Source organism: Photobacterium sp. TLY01 (genome assembly GCF_021432065.1).
GTDB lineage: Bacteria > Pseudomonadota > Gammaproteobacteria > Enterobacterales > Vibrionaceae > Photobacterium > Photobacterium halotolerans_A.
In genome coordinates this window covers 297868-313985 of sequence record NZ_CP090364.1, presented here as the reverse complement: position 1 = coordinate 313985, position 16118 = coordinate 297868, and the positions used below count along the sequence as shown (strand labels likewise).

Sequence of the window (16118 nt, the reverse complement as noted above, 5' to 3'; positions counted from 1 at the left end):
TAAACCTATCAGCTGCTAACATCCTATCACAGCCTGATTGGAAATCTAGACGTCTATACATCGTTTGCGAAAACTTATTCTCCAAGCATCAGCCTAAAGTTTTTATGGCTATCAGAGGCCCGAACATTTATATTTTGTCACAATTTTTGCTTAACACTTTAACAACAGATGAGGATCAAGGATGTCGGTATACAGTACCCTCTGTTTTCTCGCCGCCGCCGCGATGGTGATTGCCTTTATTAACCATAAAATAGGCAAGATGCAAACGACTATCGCCATCACAGCCGGTGCTATTATTTTATCGCTCGGGATTGTGATTGCAGGTCACAACGGCTGGTTTCACCTGGAGGAAATCGCTGCGGAACAGCTAGGTCAAATCGACTTCGAAAGCTTTCTGCTGAAAGGTATTTTAGGCTTCTTACTGTTTGCCGGCGGTTTAGGGATCAAGCTGCCACATCTCGAAGATCAAAAGTGGGAAATCACCATTCTGGCACTCGGCGCCACCCTGTTCTCCACTTTCTTTATCGGTGGCAGTTTGTGGTGGATATGCCAGATGCTGGGCATCCAGTTTGATCTAATCTACTGCCTGCTGTTCGGCGCATTGATTTCGCCGACTGACCCGATCGCCGTGCTGGCCATTGTGAAAAAACTGCACGCACCGCGCCGCATCTCCACCCAAATTGAAGGGGAGTCGCTGTTTAACGATGGCTTTGGTCTGGTCATCTTCGTGACTTTATTTACCATCGCCTTTGGTGATGAAGCGCCGACTGTACTGGGGGTTGGCCATCTTTTCCTGCAGGAAGCCATTGGCGGCATCACTTACGGTTTTGTCCTCGGCCTGCTGTTCCATTACCTGATCAGTTCGACCGACGATCACTCCATGGAGCTGCTGCTGACTCTGGGGATCCCGACGGCCGGTTATGCGTTTGCCGATGTGATTCATGTGTCTGGGCCATTGGCTATGGTGGTCTCCGGGATCATGATTGGCAACTGGACCCGTTATATCGGCTTTTCGAAAGAGAGTGAAGATCATCTGGATCACTTCTGGGAGTTGGTTGATGAGTTCCTCAACGGTGTACTCTTCCTGCTGATTGGTATGAGCATGCTGTCGTTCAGCTTCCATGAGGAAGACTGGACACTGATGGTGATTGCGGTGCCGCTGGTACTGCTGGCACGCTATTTAAGCGTCAAGCTGTCTTACCTCGGCTTTAAACGTTTCCGTCAATACAATCCGGAATCGGTAAAAATCCTCACCTGGGGTGGCTTGCGTGGGGGTCTGGCGCTGGCGATGGCGATGGCAATTCCTGCCGGCGTTATCGTCATTCCGGAGAAAAACATTGATGTCAAAGAGCTGATTCTGGTGATGACTTATTCAGTTGTGGTGTTCTCTATCCTGGTTCAGGGTTCCACGATTACACCGATGATCGAAAAAGCGAAACTCTGGGAAGCAAATAAAGCAAAAGAAAATGAGCAAACAAGTCCGACTCGTCCGCAGCCGGAAACCGCTCCCAAGTCTTGAGCATCTGATTTCTGGTATAAAAAAGACCTGCTGCGGCAGGTCTTTTTGTTTACAAAGGCGAAGGCACTCAATCATCTTTGGTAAATTTGTCTTCTGAGAAATGCTCCAGATCATAAGGTGTTTGCTGGTAGACACAATAATTCAGCCAATTGGCAAACAGCAGATGTCCATGACTGCGCCAACTCGCAACAGGTGGTTTATCCGGGTCATTATCCTGATAATAATTCACGGGAACCTTTGGCTCCATCCCCTCCCCCAAATCACGCATATATTCATTATGTAATGTGTGGGCATCGTATTCAGGATGCCCGGTCACAAAGACATTGCGCTTATCTTTAGTGGTAGCAAGATACACGCCTGCCTGATCAGAGGTGGCCAAAATATCCAGGTCAGTATGCTCAGATAAAAACTCAGGCGAGAAGTCGGCATAACGCGAGTGTGGCGCCAGAAAGGTGTCATCAAAGCCTCTCAGAATCGGATGATGCGGATGATGAACCTTATGGGTGTAGATACCTGATAATTTCTCTTTGCGAGTACGTTTAGGTAAGTCGTACATCAGCTTAAGTCCAGCCTGAGCGGCCCAGCACACATACATAGTCGAAGTCACGTGCCCTTTCGCCCAGTTCAATATCGTCTGGATTTCTTCCCAGTACAAAACATCTTCGAACTGTACCAGCCCGAGCGGGGCACCCGTCACAATCAAGCCGTCGAAATTTCTGTCCTTCACCATTTCGAACTGCCGGTAGAAGGTATCCAGATGCTCAGTGGGCGTATTTTTTGTCGGTCGGTTGTCAATTCGCAGTAACTCAACATCGACCTGCAGCGGGCTATTTGATAACAGGCGGAGAAACTGAGTTTCAGTTTCAATTTTTTTCGGCATCAGGTTAAGCAACAATACCTTCAGCGGGCGAATTTCCTGACTGGCAGCGCGTTTTGCAGACATGACGAAGATATTCTCACTACGGAGAATATCCGTTGCCGGTAACTGATCAGGAATTTTAATGGGCATGTGTTGCTCTCCCTAAGATGTACAGACGTCCAGATACCCAAAAATTATAGAATTTCGACTCACTCTGCAAGCATTACCGCATTAAAAGAATTATAGATAGTTAAGAGAACTATGAATAATTCTAATGAAAGCAATAGGCTAGCAAATGGAAATGTACAAATAACGAAAAGCAGAAATGAAAAAACCCAGCCAAAAGGCTGGGTTTTAAAGAGGGTGCTTAGCAATGTCCTACTCTCACATGGGGAGACCCCACACTACCATCGGCGCTGCTGCGTTTCACGTCTGAGTTCGGCATGGGATCAGGTGGTTCCACAGCGCTATTGTCGCTAAGCAAATTCTGGTGCTAGTACCCAGATTTGAACTGGGGGCCTCACCCTTACCAAGGGTGCGCTCTACCAACTGAGCTATACCAGCAAATTTTTATCTAAACAAAGTCTTACGCTTCACTGCTTTGTTTCGGTCATCTTGCGTGATGCGATGCAGATTTTGAACTGAGAAGCGCAGTGTGCATTAGCACATGAGCATCGCAAGTATCAAAAGATGCGAGCTATCACCCAAGATGGGCAATGAAAGCCTGGCGATGTCCTACTCTCACATGGGGAGACCCCACACTACCATCGGCGCTGCTGCGTTTCACGTCTGAGTTCGGCATGGGATCAGGTGGTTCCACAGCGCTATGGTCGCCAAGCAAAATTTGTTCAACAATCTTGGAAAATCTGACTTAAGTTCTCAGCACATCATTCAAGTGCTTATGGAGTCCGCTAAAACCCCTTGGGTGTTGTATGGTTAAGCCTCACGGGCAATTAGTACAGGTTAGCTGAGCGCCTCACAACGCTTACACACCCTGCCTATCAACGTTCTAGTCTCGAACAGCCCTTCAGGAGGCTTAAAGCCTCAGGGATGACTCATCTCAGGGCTCGCTTCCCGCTTAGATGCTTTCAGCGGTTATCGATGCCGAACTTAGCTACCGGGCAATGCGTCTGGCGACACAACCCGAACACCAGCGGTTCGTTCACTCCGGTCCTCTCGTACTAGGAGCAACTCCCTTCAATCATCCAGCGCCCACGGCAGATAGGGACCGAACTGTCTCACGACGTTCTAAACCCAGCTCGCGTACCACTTTAAATGGCGAACAGCCATACCCTTGGGACCGACTTCAGCCCCAGGATGTGATGAGCCGACATCGAGGTGCCAAACACCGCCGTCGATATGAACTCTTGGGCGGTATCAGCCTGTTATCCCCGGAGTACCTTTTATCCGTTGAGCGATGGCCCTTCCATTCAGAACCACCGGATCACTATGACCTGCTTTCGCACCTGCTCGAACCGTCATTCTCGCAGTTAAGCGGGCTTATGCCATTGCACTAACCTCACGATGTCCGACCGTGATTAGCCCACCTTCGTGCTCCTCCGTTACGCTTTGGGAGGAGACCGCCCCAGTCAAACTACCCACCAGGCACTGTCCGCACCCCGGATAACGGGGCGACGTTAGAACATCAACACGACAAGGGTGGTATTTCAAGGACGGCTCCACAGATACTGGCGTACCTGCTTCGAAGCCTCCCACCTATCCTACACATGTAGGGTCAATGTTCAGTGCCAAGCTGTAGTAAAGGTTCACGGGGTCTTTCCGTCTAGCCGCGGGTACGCAGCATCTTCACTGCGATTTCAATTTCACTGAGTCTCGGGTGGAGACAGCGTGGCCATCATTACGCCATTCGTGCAGGTCGGAACTTACCCGACAAGGAATTTCGCTACCTTAGGACCGTTATAGTTACGGCCGCCGTTTACCGGGGCTTCGATCAAGAGCTTCTCCGAAGATAACCCCATCAATTAACCTTCCGGCACCGGGCAGGCGTCACACCGTATACGTCATCTTTCGATTTTGCACAGTGCTGTGTTTTTAATAAACAGTTGCAGCCACCTGGTATCTGCGACTCTCAGCAGCTCCATCCGCGAGGGACTTCACCGCCAAGAGCGTACCTTCTCCCGAAGTTACGGTACCATTTTGCCTAGTTCCTTCACCCGAGTTCTCTCAAGCGCCTTGGTATTCTCTACCCGACCACCTGTGTCGGTTTGGGGTACGATTGCTTATTATCTGAAGCTTAGAGGCTTTTCCCGGAAGCATGGCATCAATGACTTCATCACCGTAGTGACTCGACATCGGGTCTCAGCCTTAATGCAGAACCGGATTTGCCTAATTCTGCAGCCTACACCCTTAAACCAGGACAACCGTCGCCTGGCCCACCTAGCCTTCTCCGTCCCCCCATCGCAATAATAAGCAGTACGGGAATATTAACCCGTTTCCCATCGACTACGCCTTTCGGCCTCGCCTTAGGGGTCGACTTACCCTGCCCCGATTAACGTTGGACAGGAACCCTTGGTCTTCCGGCGAGGGGGTTTTTCACCCCCTTTGTCGTTACTCATGTCAGCATTCGCACTTCTGATACGTCCAGCATGCCTTACAGCACACCTTCAACCGCTTACAGAACGCTCCCCTACCCAATACAATAAATTGCATTGCCGCAGCTTCGGTGTATCACTTAGCCCCGTTAAATCTTCCGCGCAGGCCGACTCGACCAGTGAGCTATTACGCTTTCTTTAAATGATGGCTGCTTCTAAGCCAACATCCTGGCTGTCTGAGCCTTCCCACATCGTTTCCCACTTAGTGATACTTTGGGACCTTAGCTGGCGGTCTGGGTTGTTTCCCTCTCCACGACGGACGTTAGCACCCGCCGTGTGTCTCCCGGATAGTACTTACTGGTATTCGGAGTTTGCAAAGGGTTGGTAAGTCGGGATGACCCCCTAGCCTTAACAGTGCTCTACCCCCAGTAGTATTCGTCCGAGGCGCTACCTAAATAGCTTTCGGGGAGAACCAGCTATCTCCAGGTTTGATTGGCCTTTCACCCCTAGCCACAAGTCATCCGCTAATTTTTCAACATTAGTCGGTTCGGTCCTCCAGTAAGTGTTACCTCACCTTCAACCTGCCCATGGCTAGATCACCTGGTTTCGGGTCTAATCCCAGCAACTGCACGCCCAGTTAAGACTCGGTTTCCCTACGGCTCCCCTATACGGTTAACCTTGCTACTGAAATTAAGTCGCTGACCCATTATACAAAAGGTACGCAGTCACAGGACAAGCCTGCTCCTACTGCTTGTACGTACACGGTTTCAGGTTCTGTTTCACTCCCCTCACAGGGGTTCTTTTCGCCTTTCCCTCACGGTACTGGTTCACTATCGGTCAGTCAGGAGTATTTAGCCTTGGAGGATGGTCCCCCCATGTTCAGACAGGATAACACGTGTCCCGTCCTACTCGTTTTCACGTGTAAAGCATCGTCAGTTACGGGGCTGTCACCCTGTATCGCGGCCCTTTCCAGGGACCTTCACCTGACACTAAACACGCTTAAGGGCTAATCCGGTTTCGCTCGCCGCTACTGCCGGAATCTCGGTTGATTTCTCTTCCTCGGGGTACTTAGATGTTTCAGTTCCCCCGGTTCGCCTCATCAGGCTATGTATTCACCTGATGATAACTGCTTATGCAGCTGGGTTTCCCCATTCGGAAATCGGTGACTCAAGTGGCTCTTACTGCCTCATCACCGCTTATCGCAAGTTAGTACGTCCTTCATCGCCTCTGACTGCCCAGGCATCCACCGTGTACGCTTAGTCACTTAACCATACAACCCCAAGAGGTTTCGTATGTTCAAACAACCAAGGTTGTGTCTCTGACAAAGAGACAATTGGTTTATTCGCCGGACTCTTACACAAGACACTTGAATGTGTATTGCTTGAGAACTCTGTTTCTCTCGAAACAGTTTTTGATTCAATCTTTAAAATTGAATTTACTAGTCAGCTTTCCAGATTGTTAAAGAGCATGTGTTTCTTTTCTCCGGGGAGAAAAAAGCCACTTTCTAATCACACTCGCAAGTGCAGTTAGAAAGTGGCGTCCCATAGGGGAGTCGAACCCCTGTTACCGCCGTGAAAGGGCGGTGTCCTAGGCCTCTAGACGAATGGGACACTGTTGCGTCTTTACATATTAACCAAGCAATCTGTGTGGACACTGCATCAAAAACACAGTCTTTAGGTAAGGAGGTGATCCAGCCCCAGGTTCCCCTAGGGCTACCTTGTTACGACTTCACCCCAGTCATGAACCACACCGTGGTAAACGCCCTCCCGAAGGTTAAGCTATCTACTTCTGGTGCAGCCCACTCCCATGGTGTGACGGGCGGTGTGTACAAGGCCCGGGAACGTATTCACCGTGGCATTCTGATCCACGATTACTAGCGATTCCGACTTCATGGAGTCGAGTTGCAGACTCCAATCCGGACTACGACGTACTTTGTGGGATTCGCTCACTATCGCTAGCTCGCCGCCCTCTGTATACGCCATTGTAGCACGTGTGTAGCCCTACTCGTAAGGGCCATGATGACTTGACGTCGTCCCCACCTTCCTCCGGTTTATCACCGGCAGTCTCCCTGGAGTTCCCACCCGAAGTGCTGGCAAACAAGGATAAGGGTTGCGCTCGTTGCGGGACTTAACCCAACATTTCACAACACGAGCTGACGACAGCCATGCAGCACCTGTCTCAGAGTTCCCGAAGGCACCAATCCATCTCTGGAAAGTTCTCTGGATGTCAAGAGTAGGTAAGGTTCTTCGCGTTGCATCGAATTAAACCACATGCTCCACCGCTTGTGCGGGCCCCCGTCAATTCATTTGAGTTTTAATCTTGCGACCGTACTCCCCAGGCGGTCTACTTAACGCGTTAGCTCCGAAAGCCAGTGTTCAAGACACCAACCTCCAAGTAGACATCGTTTACGGCGTGGACTACCAGGGTATCTAATCCTGTTTGCTCCCCACGCTTTCGCATCTGAGCGTCAGTCTTTGTCCAGGGGGCCGCCTTCGCCACCGGTATTCCTTCAGATCTCTACGCATTTCACCGCTACACCTGAAATTCTACCCCCCTCTACAAGACTCTAGCATGCCAGTTCCAAATGCGATTCCGAGGTTGAGCCCCGGGCTTTCACATCTGGCTTAACACGCCGCCTGCATGCGCTTTACGCCCAGTAATTCCGATTAACGCTCGCACCCTCCGTATTACCGCGGCTGCTGGCACGGAGTTAGCCGGTGCTTCTTCTGCAGCTAACGTCAAAGATGGTATCTATTAAACACCACCTCTTCCTCACTGCTGAAAGTGCTTTACAACCCGAAGGCCTTCTTCACACACGCGGCATGGCTGCATCAGGGTTTCCCCCATTGTGCAATATTCCCCACTGCTGCCTCCCGTAGGAGTCTGGACCGTGTCTCAGTTCCAGTGTGGCTGATCATCCTCTCAGACCAGCTAGGGATCGTCGCCTAGGTGAGCCGTTACCCCACCTACTAGCTAATCCCACCTGGGCCAATCTTAGCGCGCGAGGCCCGAAGGTCCCCCGCTTTGGTCCGAAGACATTATGCGGTATTAGCCATCGTTTCCAATGGTTATCCCCCACACTAAGGCATGTTCCCAGGCATTACTCACCCGTCCGCCGCTCGCCGCCCATCAACGCACCCGAAGGATTGTTGATGTCGCTGCCGCTCGACTTGCATGTGTTAGGCCTGCCGCCAGCGTTCAATCTGAGCCATGATCAAACTCTTCAATTAAAGTTTTGTTGCTTCTCCAAAGAGAAGCGGCTCAGTGATTACTGATGTTCCAACCGAAGTTGAAACGAATTGACTGTGCCGATACCTAAGTATCGATTTGGTCACTCAGTTCACTGATAAAATCTTTGATGACTGTATCATTGTCGAGTGCCCACACAGATTGCATGGTCAAATTGTTAAAGAGCTTGTTCCGAAGCAAATCTTTGTGATTCATCTCTCGAAACGGGCGGCCATTCTAACCAATCAAAAACAAGTGTCAAACACTTTTTCCAATTTGTTTTTCTAACCGCTTACACTGCCGAGCGCTTAAGTTTTGCTGCTCTGCCGTGTCAGTGAGGCGGCATTATAGAGAGTCAGAACCACATGACAAGTAAAAAAACAGAAAAAAACACCGAGCGAACACTTTTCACCCACAGATAAGTAATACGCACAATAAGGCAGCAAAATCACCCTAAACCGGCGGGCTGACAGACTCTCACTGTGGATAAAACAAAAAGTGCAACGGGAGAAGAAAGTTATGGGGAGATAAAAAAGGGCAGTGGGAATATAGTCTAAAGTAATAATGGTTAAATCCATCACCACCCAGTTCCGGGCAATACCAGATCTTTCGGTGAAAACCAGTGATAAAAAAAGCCGGGCAATGCCCGGCTTTCTTACGTTTTAAACTATTGCTTATTCAGCAGCAGCTTCTTCCTGAGCTTCAGGACGGTCTACCAGCTCAATGTAAGCCATTGGGGCTTTATCACCAGCACGGAAACCGCATTTCATAATGCGAGTGTAACCGCCTGGACGTTGAGCAAAACGTGGACCTAATTCGTTAAACAGTTTAGCAACGACTTCGTTATCACGAGTGCGTGCAAATGCCAGACGACGGTTAGCTACACTGTCAGTCTTAGCTAGGGTAATCAAAGGCTCAATTACGCGACGCAGCTCTTTTGCCTTAGGCAAGGTAGTCTTGATAAGCTCGTGACGTACCAGAGAGCTAGCCATGTTGCTGAACATCGCTTTGCGATGACTGCTGTTGCGGTTGAGTTGACGACCACTCTTACGATGGCGCATGACCTAATCCTTCTAACTAGATATCAGTAACTATTAATCTTCAGCGATAGATGCTGGCGGCCAGTTCTCCAGGCGCATGCCCAGAGAGAGACCACGTGAAGCCAGCACGTCTTTGATTTCGGTCAAAGACTTCTTACCCAGGTTTGGCGTTTTCAGTAGCTCAACCTCAGTACGCTGAACAAGATCACCGATGTAGTGGATCGCTTCTGCTTTCAAACAGTTAGCAGAGCGAACAGTTAGTTCAAGATCGTCTACAGGACGCAGTAGGATCGGATCGAACTCCGGCTTCTCTTCTTTCTCTTCAGGAACTCGTACATCACGCAGATCTACGAATGCGTCAAGTTGTTCTGCCAGAATAGTGGCAGCACGACGAATCGCTTCCTCAGGATCAAGAGTACCATTGGTCTCCATATCGATAACCAGCTTATCAAGGTCAGTGCGCTGTTCTACACGCGCAGCCTCGACTGAGTATGCGATACGATCAACTGGGCTGAAAGTTGCATCAACTAACAGACGACCAATTGGACGCTCATCTTCATCACTGTGAATACGAGCAGATGCTGGTACATAGCCGCGACCACGCTCTACCTTGATGCGCATGCTGATATCAGCATTGTCATCAGTCAAATGGCAGATCACGTGCTCTGGGTTCGCAATCTCAACATCACCATCATGGGTGATGTCACCTGCAACAACAGGGCCTGCACCAGATTTACTGAGGCTCAAGATGACTTCGTCTTTCCCTTCAACCTTGACGGCCAGGCCTTTCAGGTTCAATAGGATTTCAAGAACGTCCTCTTGGACTCCCTCTTTGGTGCTGTACTCGTGTAACACACCGTCGATTTCTACTTCAGTCACTGCGCAACCAGGCATAGATGACAGAAGAATACGACGTAGAGCATTGCCTAGAGTGTGGCCAAAACCACGCTCCAGAGGCTCAAGAGTTACTTTTGCATGCGTCGTATTAACTTGTTCAATATCAACAAGACGCGGCTTAAGAAATTCTGTTACAGAACCCTGCATTGTGTCCTCTCTTAACTATAGCCTTACTTAGAGTAAAGCTCGACGATCAGGTGTTCGTTGATGTCGGCAGACAAATCAGAACGCTCTGGAAGACGCTTAAAGGTACCTTCCATTTTGTTGCTGTCTACTTCGACCCAAGTCGGCAGTTCACGCTGAGTAGCAACTTCAAGAGCTGCTTTGATGCGTGCTTGGTTTTTAGCTTTCTCACGAATGCTAACAACGTCGTTTGCAGCCACCTGGAAAGATGGGATGTTAACGACTTGACCATTAACCAGGATCGCTTTGTGGCTTACCAGCTGACGTGATTCAGCGCGAGTTGCGCCAAAGCCCATGCGGTAAACAACATTGTCCAGACGACCTTCCAGAAGTTGCAGCAGGTTTTCACCTGTGTTGCCTTTCAGGCGAGCAGCTTCTTTGTAGTAGTTACGGAATTGCTTTTCCAGTACGCCATAAGTACGACGAACTTTCTGCTTCTCGCGAAGCTGAACGCCATAGTCAGACAGGCGGCCACGACGGGCACCGTGCTGGCCCGGCGCGTTATCAATTTTACACTTGGTATCAATCGCGCGAACACCAGACTTAAGGAATAAGTCAGTGCCTTCACGACGGCTAAGCTTCAGCTTAGGACCCAAATATCTTGCCATGTTCTTTCTCCAATATTCCTAGAAACGAAACGTTATACGCGACGTTTCTTAGGTGGACGACAACCGTTATGAGGGATCGGAGTCGCATCAACAATGTTAGTGATACGGAAACCCGCTGCATTCAGAGCACGGATTGTAGACTCACGACCAGGACCTGGGCCCTTCACCATAACTTCCAGGTTCTTAACGCCATATTCTTTGGCCATTTCACCACAACGCTCAGCAGCAACCTGTGCAGCAAACGGTGTAGATTTACGAGAACCACGGAAACCTGAACCACCGGCAGTTGCCCAAGCCAGAGCATTACCTTGACGGTCAGTAATGGTAACGATTGTGTTGTTGAAAGAAGCGTGGATGTGCGCTACGCCATCAGCAACTTGCTTGCGTACGCGCTTACGAGCGCGAGTTGGTTGTTTTGCCATTGTACTCTACCTTATCCGATTATTTTTTGATCGGCTTGCGCGGACCCTTACGGGTACGAGCGTTGGTTTTAGTACGCTGTCCACGTAGAGGTAGACTGCGACGATGACGAAGACCACGGTAACAACCAAGATCCATTAGGCGCTTGATATTCATGGAAACTTCACGACGTAGATCACCTTCTACAGTGTACTTAGCTACACCATCACGCAGTTGATCGATCTGCTCTTCAGTTAGTTCACTGATCTTAACATTTTCAGCAATACCCACATCAGCCAGAATAGCTTTTGAACGAGTTTTACCGATGCCGTAAATCGCAGTCAGTGCGATTACAGCATGCTTTTGATCAGGAATGTTAATGCCTGCAATACGGGCCACTATTCACTCCTAGTACTTATCAAGAATAACCGCTGCAAAGCCCGTTTAGGATACGCAGCGGTGTCACAATTCTTTTGCACACACAAAAGATGGTTGGCTAATTTAGCCAACCTACCTTCAATTTGCAAGAAATATTTCTGCTGGTTAGCCTTGGCGTTGCTTATGCTTTGGCTCACTGCAAATTACACGCACAACACCGTTGCGCTTGATAACTTTACAGTTACGGCAGATTTTCTTAACGGAAGCACGAACTTTCATTGCTAAACTCCGTAAATGGATAACCAAGCTTATCGGCCGTAGCCTTTAAGATTAGCCTTTTTCAAAACCGACTCATACTGTTGAGACATCAGGTGTGTCTGAACTTGAGCCATGAAGTCCATAATAACCACAACTACAATCAGTAGTGACGTACCGCCAAAGTAGAAGCGAACGTTCCAAGCAATCATCATGAACTCGGGGATCAGACAGATAAAGGTAATATACAACGCACCAGCTAAAGTCAGGCGTGTCATCACTTTATCAATGTACTTCGCAGTCTGCTCGCCCGGACGAATACCAGGTATGAACGCACCGGATTTCTTCAGGTTATCTGCTGTTTCACGCGGGTTAAACACCAACGCGGTATAGAAGAAACAGAAGAAGATAATCGCAGCAGCATACAGCATAACGTACAGTGGCTGACCCGGACTTAGTGCCAGAGACACATCCGTCAGGAAGCCAAAAGTACCTTCTCCGTTTCCACCGAACCACTGAGCCAGTGTGCCAGGGAAAAGAATGATACTGGATGCAAAAATTGCTGGAATCACACCTGCCATATTAATTTTCAATGGCAGATGAGTGCTCTGACCTGCATAGACACGACGGCCTTGCTGGCGTTTGGCGTAGTTCACGACGATACGACGCTGACCACGTTCCATGAACACTACAAAATAGATTACAGCAAAAGAAATTACTGCAATTAACAGTAGAAGAAGTACGTGCAATTCACCTTGACGCGCTTGCTCTACGGTCTGTCCAATAGCGGGTGGCAATCCTGCAACGATACCTGTGAAAATAATCAGAGATATACCGTTACCAATGCCACGTTCTGTAATCTGCTCACCTAACCACATCAAGAACATGGTACCGGTGACCAAACTTACGACCGCAACAAAGTAGAAACCAAGGCCAGGATTATGTACCAGGCCAGGGATCATACTTGGTAACCCCGTCGCAATACCAATTGCTTGGAAGGTTGCCAACACAAGCGTGCCATAGCGAGTATACTGGCTGATCTTACGGCGACCAGACTCACCTTCTTTCTTCAACTCGGCTAAAGCCGGATGAACAACCGTTAGCAACTGAACAATAATCGAGGCCGAAATATACGGCATAATGCCCAGTGCTAAAATGGATGCACGCTCAAGTGCACCACCAGAGAACATGTTAAACAGTTCAATGATGGTACCCTTTTGCTGTTCGAACAGATCGGCTAGTACAGCAGCGTCAATACCAGGAATAGGCACAAAAGAGCCAGCTCGGAAAATTAAGATAGCCCCTATTACAAATAGCAGACGAGTCTTAAGCTCTGCTAGGCCACCTTTTGCGCTACTAAAATCTTGTCCTGGTTGTTTAGCCATCTGTACCTCATCCTCGAGTTAATTATTCCTCGATTTTACCGCCTGCAGCTTCGATCGCAGCTTTAGCGCCTTTAGTTACGCGTAAGCCTTTCACTGTAACAGCGCGGTTGATCTCACCAGACAGAACAACTTTAACAGTTTCCATGTTCTTGGTGATCACGTTTGCAGCTTTCAGTGTTTCCAGACTTACTACGTCACCTTCAACTTTCGCCAGCTCTGACAGACGAACTTCAGCTGTTACCAGGCTCTTGCGAGAAGTAAAACCGAATTTTGGTAGACGCTGTTTCAAAGGCATTTGACCGCCTTCGAAACCTGGGCGAACAGAACCACCAGAACGTGATTTCTGACCTTTGTGACCACGGCCACAAGTTTTGCCCAGGCCTGAACCGATACCACGGCCTACGCGCTTCGCAGAAGGCTTAGAACCCGCAGCCGGAGATAGAGTATTCAAACGCATTCTGATTACTCCTCTACTTTAACCATGTAATGAACCTGGTTGATCATGCCGCGTACGCAAGCAGTATCTTCCAGCTCAACAGTGTGGTTGATGCGACGTAGGCCCAAGCCACGCAGTGTAGCTTTATGCTTCGGCAAACGACCGATAGAGCTACGAGTCTGAGTTACTTTGATTGTTTTAGCCATGTCGATTACTCCAGAATTTCTTTAACAGAAAGACCACGCTTCGCAGCGATCATTTCTGGAGAGTTCATACCACTCAAACCATCAATAGTCGCGCGAACGATATTGATTGGGTTTGTAGAACCGTATGCTTTAGCCAGGACGTTATGCACGCCAGCGACTTCCAGCACGGCACGCATTGCACCACCGGCGATGATACCAGTACCTTCTGATGCAGGTTGCATGTACACCTTAGAACCAGTGTGGCGACCTTTAACAGCGTGGTGTAGCGTACCTTCGTTCAGGGCAACTGTAACCATGTTACGGCGTGCTTTTTCCATTGCTTTCTGGATTGCAGCAGGCACTTCACGTGCTTTGCCGTAACCGAAACCAACGCGACCATTACCATCACCAACAACAGTTAGTGCAGTAAAGCTGAAAATACGACCACCTTTAACCGTCTTAGATACACGGTTAACAGCGATCAGCTTTTCATGCAGATCTGATTGAGTTTTTTCGTTAGCCATCTTCCGCCTACCTTAGAATTTCAGACCAGCTTCACGGGCAGCTTCTGCCAGTGCAGCCACGCGGCCGTGGTATTGGAAACCGGAACGATCGAATGCAACGTTAGAGATGCCTTTTTCAATCGCGCGCTCAGCGATGATTTTACCCACAACTGCAGCAGCGTCTTTGTTACCGGTGCTCTTCACTTGCTCACGGATCGCTTTTTCTACGGTAGAAGCGGCAGCGATAACCTCGGAGCCATTTGGTGCGATTACCTGAGCGTACACATGGCGTGGAGTACGGTGTACTACCAAGCGAGTTGCACCCAGTTCAGCAATCTTACGACGTGCTCTGGTCGCACGACGGATACGAGATGCTTTCTTATCCATAGTGTTACCTTACTTCTTCTTAGCTTCTTTAATACGCACGACTTCGTCGGCGTAACGAACACCTTTACCTTTGTAAGGCTCAGGGCTACGGTAAGCGCGAATGTCTGCAGCGACTTGACCAATCAACTGCTTATCAGTACCAGTCAGTACGATTTCAGTTTGAGTTGGACACTCAGCTTTAATACCTGCAGGCAGTTCATGCTCAACTGGGTGTGAGAAGCCCAGAGTCAGGCCAACAGCGTTGCCTTTAATGGCAGCACGATAACCTACACCCTTAAGGATCAGCTTCTTAGTAAAGCCTTCAGTAACACCAACAACCATGTTGTTAACCAGTGCACGAGCTGTACCAGCCTGTGCCCAAGCATCGTTGAAGCCGTCGCGAGGACCGAACTTAATGGTGTTTTCTTCCTGGGTTAGTACAACTGCTTCGTTGATTACACGAACCAGCTCACCCTTACCACCTTTTACAGTGATTTCCTGACCGTTGAGTTTAACTTCTACGCCGGCAGGAACAACTACAGGTGCTTTTGCAACACGTGACATTTTCCTACTCCTATTAAGCTACGTAGCAGATAATCTCACCACCAAGACCTGCTTTACGAGCAGCACGGTCAGTCATCAGACCCTTGGAAGTGGACACAACGGCAATACCCAGGCCACCCATCACAGTCGGCAGCGCATCTTTTTTCTTATAGATACGCAGGCCAGGACGTGAAACGCGCTGGATTTGCTCAATTACAGCTTTAGTCTCGAAGTACTTCAGAGTAACTTCGAGTTCAGGCTTAACTTCGCCAGAAACGGCGTAGTCAGCCACAAAACCTTCTTCTTTCAGCAAAGCTGCGATGGCAACTTTCAACTTAGAAGATGGCATTTTAACAGCAACTTTCTTCGCTGCCTGACCGTTACGAATGCGGGTCAGCATATCCGAAATCGGATCTTGCATGCTCATAAGTCAATACTCCGTGATTCTTAATTGGTAATAAAATTACCAGCTAGCCTTACGCAGACCCGGAATCTCGCCTTTCATGCAAGCTTCACGAACCTTGATACGGGACAGACCAAACTTACGCAGGTACCCGTGTGGGCGTCCAGTCTGGTTACAGCGGTTACGCTGACGAGATGGACTTGAATCACGTGGTAGAGACTGAAGCTTGAGCACTGCATCCCAGCGTTCTTCTTCAGACGCATTCACGTCGCTAATTAGAGCTTTAAGCGCTGCACGCTTTTCAGCGTACTTTGCTACCAGCTTGGCACGTTTTACTTCACGTGCCTTCATAGATTCTTTAGCCATTAGTAACCCTTAC

Annotated in this window: 16 protein-coding genes, 2 tRNA genes and 4 rRNA genes; 1 reads left to right on the top strand and 21 read right to left on the bottom strand. The window is 49.1% G+C overall.

Annotated elements, in window-relative coordinates; translation table 11 throughout:
* Nucleotides 1-181 precede the first annotated feature (181 nt).
* Nucleotides 182-1519, top strand: coding sequence for a sodium:proton antiporter (locus LN341_RS01570; protein ID WP_234203900.1), 1338 nt, complete (start codon nt 182-184; stop codon nt 1517-1519).
* A gap of 67 nt (nt 1520-1586) precedes the next feature.
* Here the strand turns inward: LN341_RS01570 and metA are convergent, their stop codons facing one another.
* The 21 genes from metA to rpsN form a co-directional block, all read right to left on the bottom strand.
* Nucleotides 1587-2528: a homoserine O-succinyltransferase gene (gene metA / locus LN341_RS01565; RefSeq protein ID WP_234203899.1), complete on the bottom strand. Its 942-nt coding sequence runs from the start codon at nt 2526-2528 to the stop codon at nt 1587-1589.
* A 215-nt stretch (nt 2529-2743) separates the two neighbouring features.
* A 5S ribosomal RNA gene (gene rrf / locus LN341_RS01560) occupies nt 2744-2859 on the bottom strand.
* A gap of 7 nt (nt 2860-2866) precedes the next feature.
* Nucleotides 2867-2942 (bottom strand) — tRNA-Thr (locus LN341_RS01555).
* Between the two features lie 158 nt (nt 2943-3100).
* Nucleotides 3101-3216 (bottom strand): 5S ribosomal RNA (rrf, locus tag LN341_RS01550).
* Nucleotides 3217-3310: 94 nt separating this feature from the next.
* Nucleotides 3311-6200, bottom strand: a 23S ribosomal RNA gene (locus tag LN341_RS01545).
* 264 nt (nt 6201-6464) lie between these two features.
* A tRNA-Glu gene (locus tag LN341_RS01540) sits at nt 6465-6540 on the bottom strand.
* Nucleotides 6541-6608: 68 nt separating this feature from the next.
* Nucleotides 6609-8160, bottom strand: a 16S ribosomal RNA gene (locus LN341_RS01535).
* Together the 16S, 23S and 5S rRNA genes with 2 tRNA genes alongside form the textbook arrangement of a ribosomal RNA operon.
* Nucleotides 8161-8832: 672 nt before the next feature.
* Nucleotides 8833-9219: a 50S ribosomal protein L17 gene (gene rplQ / locus LN341_RS01530; RefSeq protein ID WP_027251964.1), complete on the bottom strand. Its 387-nt coding sequence runs from the start codon at nt 9217-9219 to the stop codon at nt 8833-8835.
* Between the two features lie 33 nt (nt 9220-9252).
* Nucleotides 9253-10242: a DNA-directed RNA polymerase subunit alpha gene (rpoA, locus tag LN341_RS01525; RefSeq protein ID WP_027251963.1), complete on the bottom strand. Its 990-nt coding sequence runs from the start codon at nt 10240-10242 to the stop codon at nt 9253-9255.
* 23 nt (nt 10243-10265) lie between these two features.
* On the bottom strand, nt 10266-10886 hold the full coding sequence (gene rpsD, locus LN341_RS01520) for a 30S ribosomal protein S4 (RefSeq protein WP_027251962.1): 621 nt from the start codon (nt 10884-10886) through the stop codon (nt 10266-10268).
* 32 nt (nt 10887-10918) lie between these two features.
* Nucleotides 10919-11308 (bottom strand): 30S ribosomal protein S11, encoded by a 390-nt coding sequence (rpsK, locus tag LN341_RS01515; RefSeq protein ID WP_027251961.1) that lies wholly within the window; start codon nt 11306-11308, stop codon nt 10919-10921.
* A 19-nt stretch (nt 11309-11327) separates the two neighbouring features.
* Nucleotides 11328-11684 carry a 30S ribosomal protein S13 gene (rpsM, locus tag LN341_RS01510; protein WP_027251960.1) on the bottom strand — a complete coding sequence of 119 codons (357 nt, stop codon included), beginning with the start codon at nt 11682-11684 and terminating at the stop codon, nt 11328-11330.
* 144 nt (nt 11685-11828) lie between these two features.
* Nucleotides 11829-11942: a 50S ribosomal protein L36 gene (gene rpmJ / locus LN341_RS01505; protein ID WP_000868186.1), complete on the bottom strand. Its 114-nt coding sequence runs from the start codon at nt 11940-11942 to the stop codon at nt 11829-11831.
* A gap of 29 nt (nt 11943-11971) precedes the next feature.
* Nucleotides 11972-13303, bottom strand: coding sequence for a preprotein translocase subunit SecY (gene secY, locus LN341_RS01500; RefSeq protein ID WP_027251959.1), 1332 nt, complete (start codon nt 13301-13303; stop codon nt 11972-11974).
* A 22-nt stretch (nt 13304-13325) separates the two neighbouring features.
* Nucleotides 13326-13760, bottom strand: a complete 435-nt coding sequence (gene rplO, locus LN341_RS01495) for a 50S ribosomal protein L15 (protein ID WP_027251958.1) — start codon at nt 13758-13760, stop codon at nt 13326-13328.
* Nucleotides 13761-13765: 5 nt separating this feature from the next.
* Nucleotides 13766-13945: a 50S ribosomal protein L30 gene (gene rpmD / locus LN341_RS01490; protein ID WP_027251957.1), complete on the bottom strand. Its 180-nt coding sequence runs from the start codon at nt 13943-13945 to the stop codon at nt 13766-13768.
* A gap of 5 nt (nt 13946-13950) precedes the next feature.
* Nucleotides 13951-14448, bottom strand: coding sequence for a 30S ribosomal protein S5 (rpsE, locus tag LN341_RS01485; RefSeq protein WP_027251956.1), 498 nt, complete (start codon nt 14446-14448; stop codon nt 13951-13953).
* Between the two features lie 12 nt (nt 14449-14460).
* A complete protein-coding gene (gene rplR / locus LN341_RS01480; RefSeq protein ID WP_027251955.1) occupies nt 14461-14814 on the bottom strand; it encodes a 50S ribosomal protein L18 in 354 nt (117 codons plus the stop codon).
* A gap of 9 nt (nt 14815-14823) precedes the next feature.
* Nucleotides 14824-15357 carry a 50S ribosomal protein L6 gene (gene rplF / locus LN341_RS01475; protein WP_027251954.1) on the bottom strand — a complete coding sequence of 178 codons (534 nt, stop codon included), beginning with the start codon at nt 15355-15357 and terminating at the stop codon, nt 14824-14826.
* A 13-nt stretch (nt 15358-15370) separates the two neighbouring features.
* Entirely contained in the window at nt 15371-15763 is a 393-nt protein-coding gene (rpsH, locus tag LN341_RS01470) for a 30S ribosomal protein S8 (RefSeq protein ID WP_027251953.1), read from the bottom strand.
* Nucleotides 15764-15799: 36 nt separating this feature from the next.
* Nucleotides 15800-16105 (bottom strand): 30S ribosomal protein S14, encoded by a 306-nt coding sequence (rpsN, locus tag LN341_RS01465; protein WP_027251952.1) that lies wholly within the window; start codon nt 16103-16105, stop codon nt 15800-15802.
* Nucleotides 16106-16118: the final 13 nt, after the last annotated feature.

What these genes read in the sequence shown, in the direction of transcription:
- LN341_RS01570 (WP_234203900.1), top strand. Translation starts at nt 182, where the DNA reads ATGTCGGTATACAGTACCCTCTGTTTTCTCGCCGCCGCCGCGATGGTG.
- metA (WP_234203899.1), bottom strand. Translation starts at nt 2,528, where the DNA reads ATGCCCATTAAAATTCCTGATCAGTTACCGGCAACGGATATTCTCCGT.
- rplQ (WP_027251964.1), bottom strand. Translation starts at nt 9,219, where the DNA reads ATGCGCCATCGTAAGAGTGGTCGTCAACTCAACCGCAACAGCAGTCAT.
- rpoA (WP_027251963.1), bottom strand. Translation starts at nt 10,242, where the DNA reads ATGCAGGGTTCTGTAACAGAATTTCTTAAGCCGCGTCTTGTTGATATT.
- rpsD (WP_027251962.1), bottom strand. Translation starts at nt 10,886, where the DNA reads ATGGCAAGATATTTGGGTCCTAAGCTGAAGCTTAGCCGTCGTGAAGGC.
- rpsK (WP_027251961.1), bottom strand. Translation starts at nt 11,308, where the DNA reads ATGGCAAAACAACCAACTCGCGCTCGTAAGCGCGTACGCAAGCAAGTT.
- rpmJ (WP_000868186.1), bottom strand. Translation starts at nt 11,942, where the DNA reads ATGAAAGTTCGTGCTTCCGTTAAGAAAATCTGCCGTAACTGTAAAGTT.
- secY (WP_027251959.1), bottom strand. Translation starts at nt 13,303, where the DNA reads ATGGCTAAACAACCAGGACAAGATTTTAGTAGCGCAAAAGGTGGCCTA.
- rplO (WP_027251958.1), bottom strand. Translation starts at nt 13,760, where the DNA reads ATGCGTTTGAATACTCTATCTCCGGCTGCGGGTTCTAAGCCTTCTGCG.
- rpmD (WP_027251957.1), bottom strand. Translation starts at nt 13,945, where the DNA reads ATGGCTAAAACAATCAAAGTAACTCAGACTCGTAGCTCTATCGGTCGT.
- rpsE (WP_027251956.1), bottom strand. Translation starts at nt 14,448, where the DNA reads ATGGCTAACGAAAAAACTCAATCAGATCTGCATGAAAAGCTGATCGCT.
- rplR (WP_027251955.1), bottom strand. Translation starts at nt 14,814, where the DNA reads ATGGATAAGAAAGCATCTCGTATCCGTCGTGCGACCAGAGCACGTCGT.
- rplF (WP_027251954.1), bottom strand. Translation starts at nt 15,357, where the DNA reads ATGTCACGTGTTGCAAAAGCACCTGTAGTTGTTCCTGCCGGCGTAGAA.
- rpsH (WP_027251953.1), bottom strand. Translation starts at nt 15,763, where the DNA reads ATGAGCATGCAAGATCCGATTTCGGATATGCTGACCCGCATTCGTAAC.
- rpsN (WP_027251952.1), bottom strand. Translation starts at nt 16,105, where the DNA reads ATGGCTAAAGAATCTATGAAGGCACGTGAAGTAAAACGTGCCAAGCTG.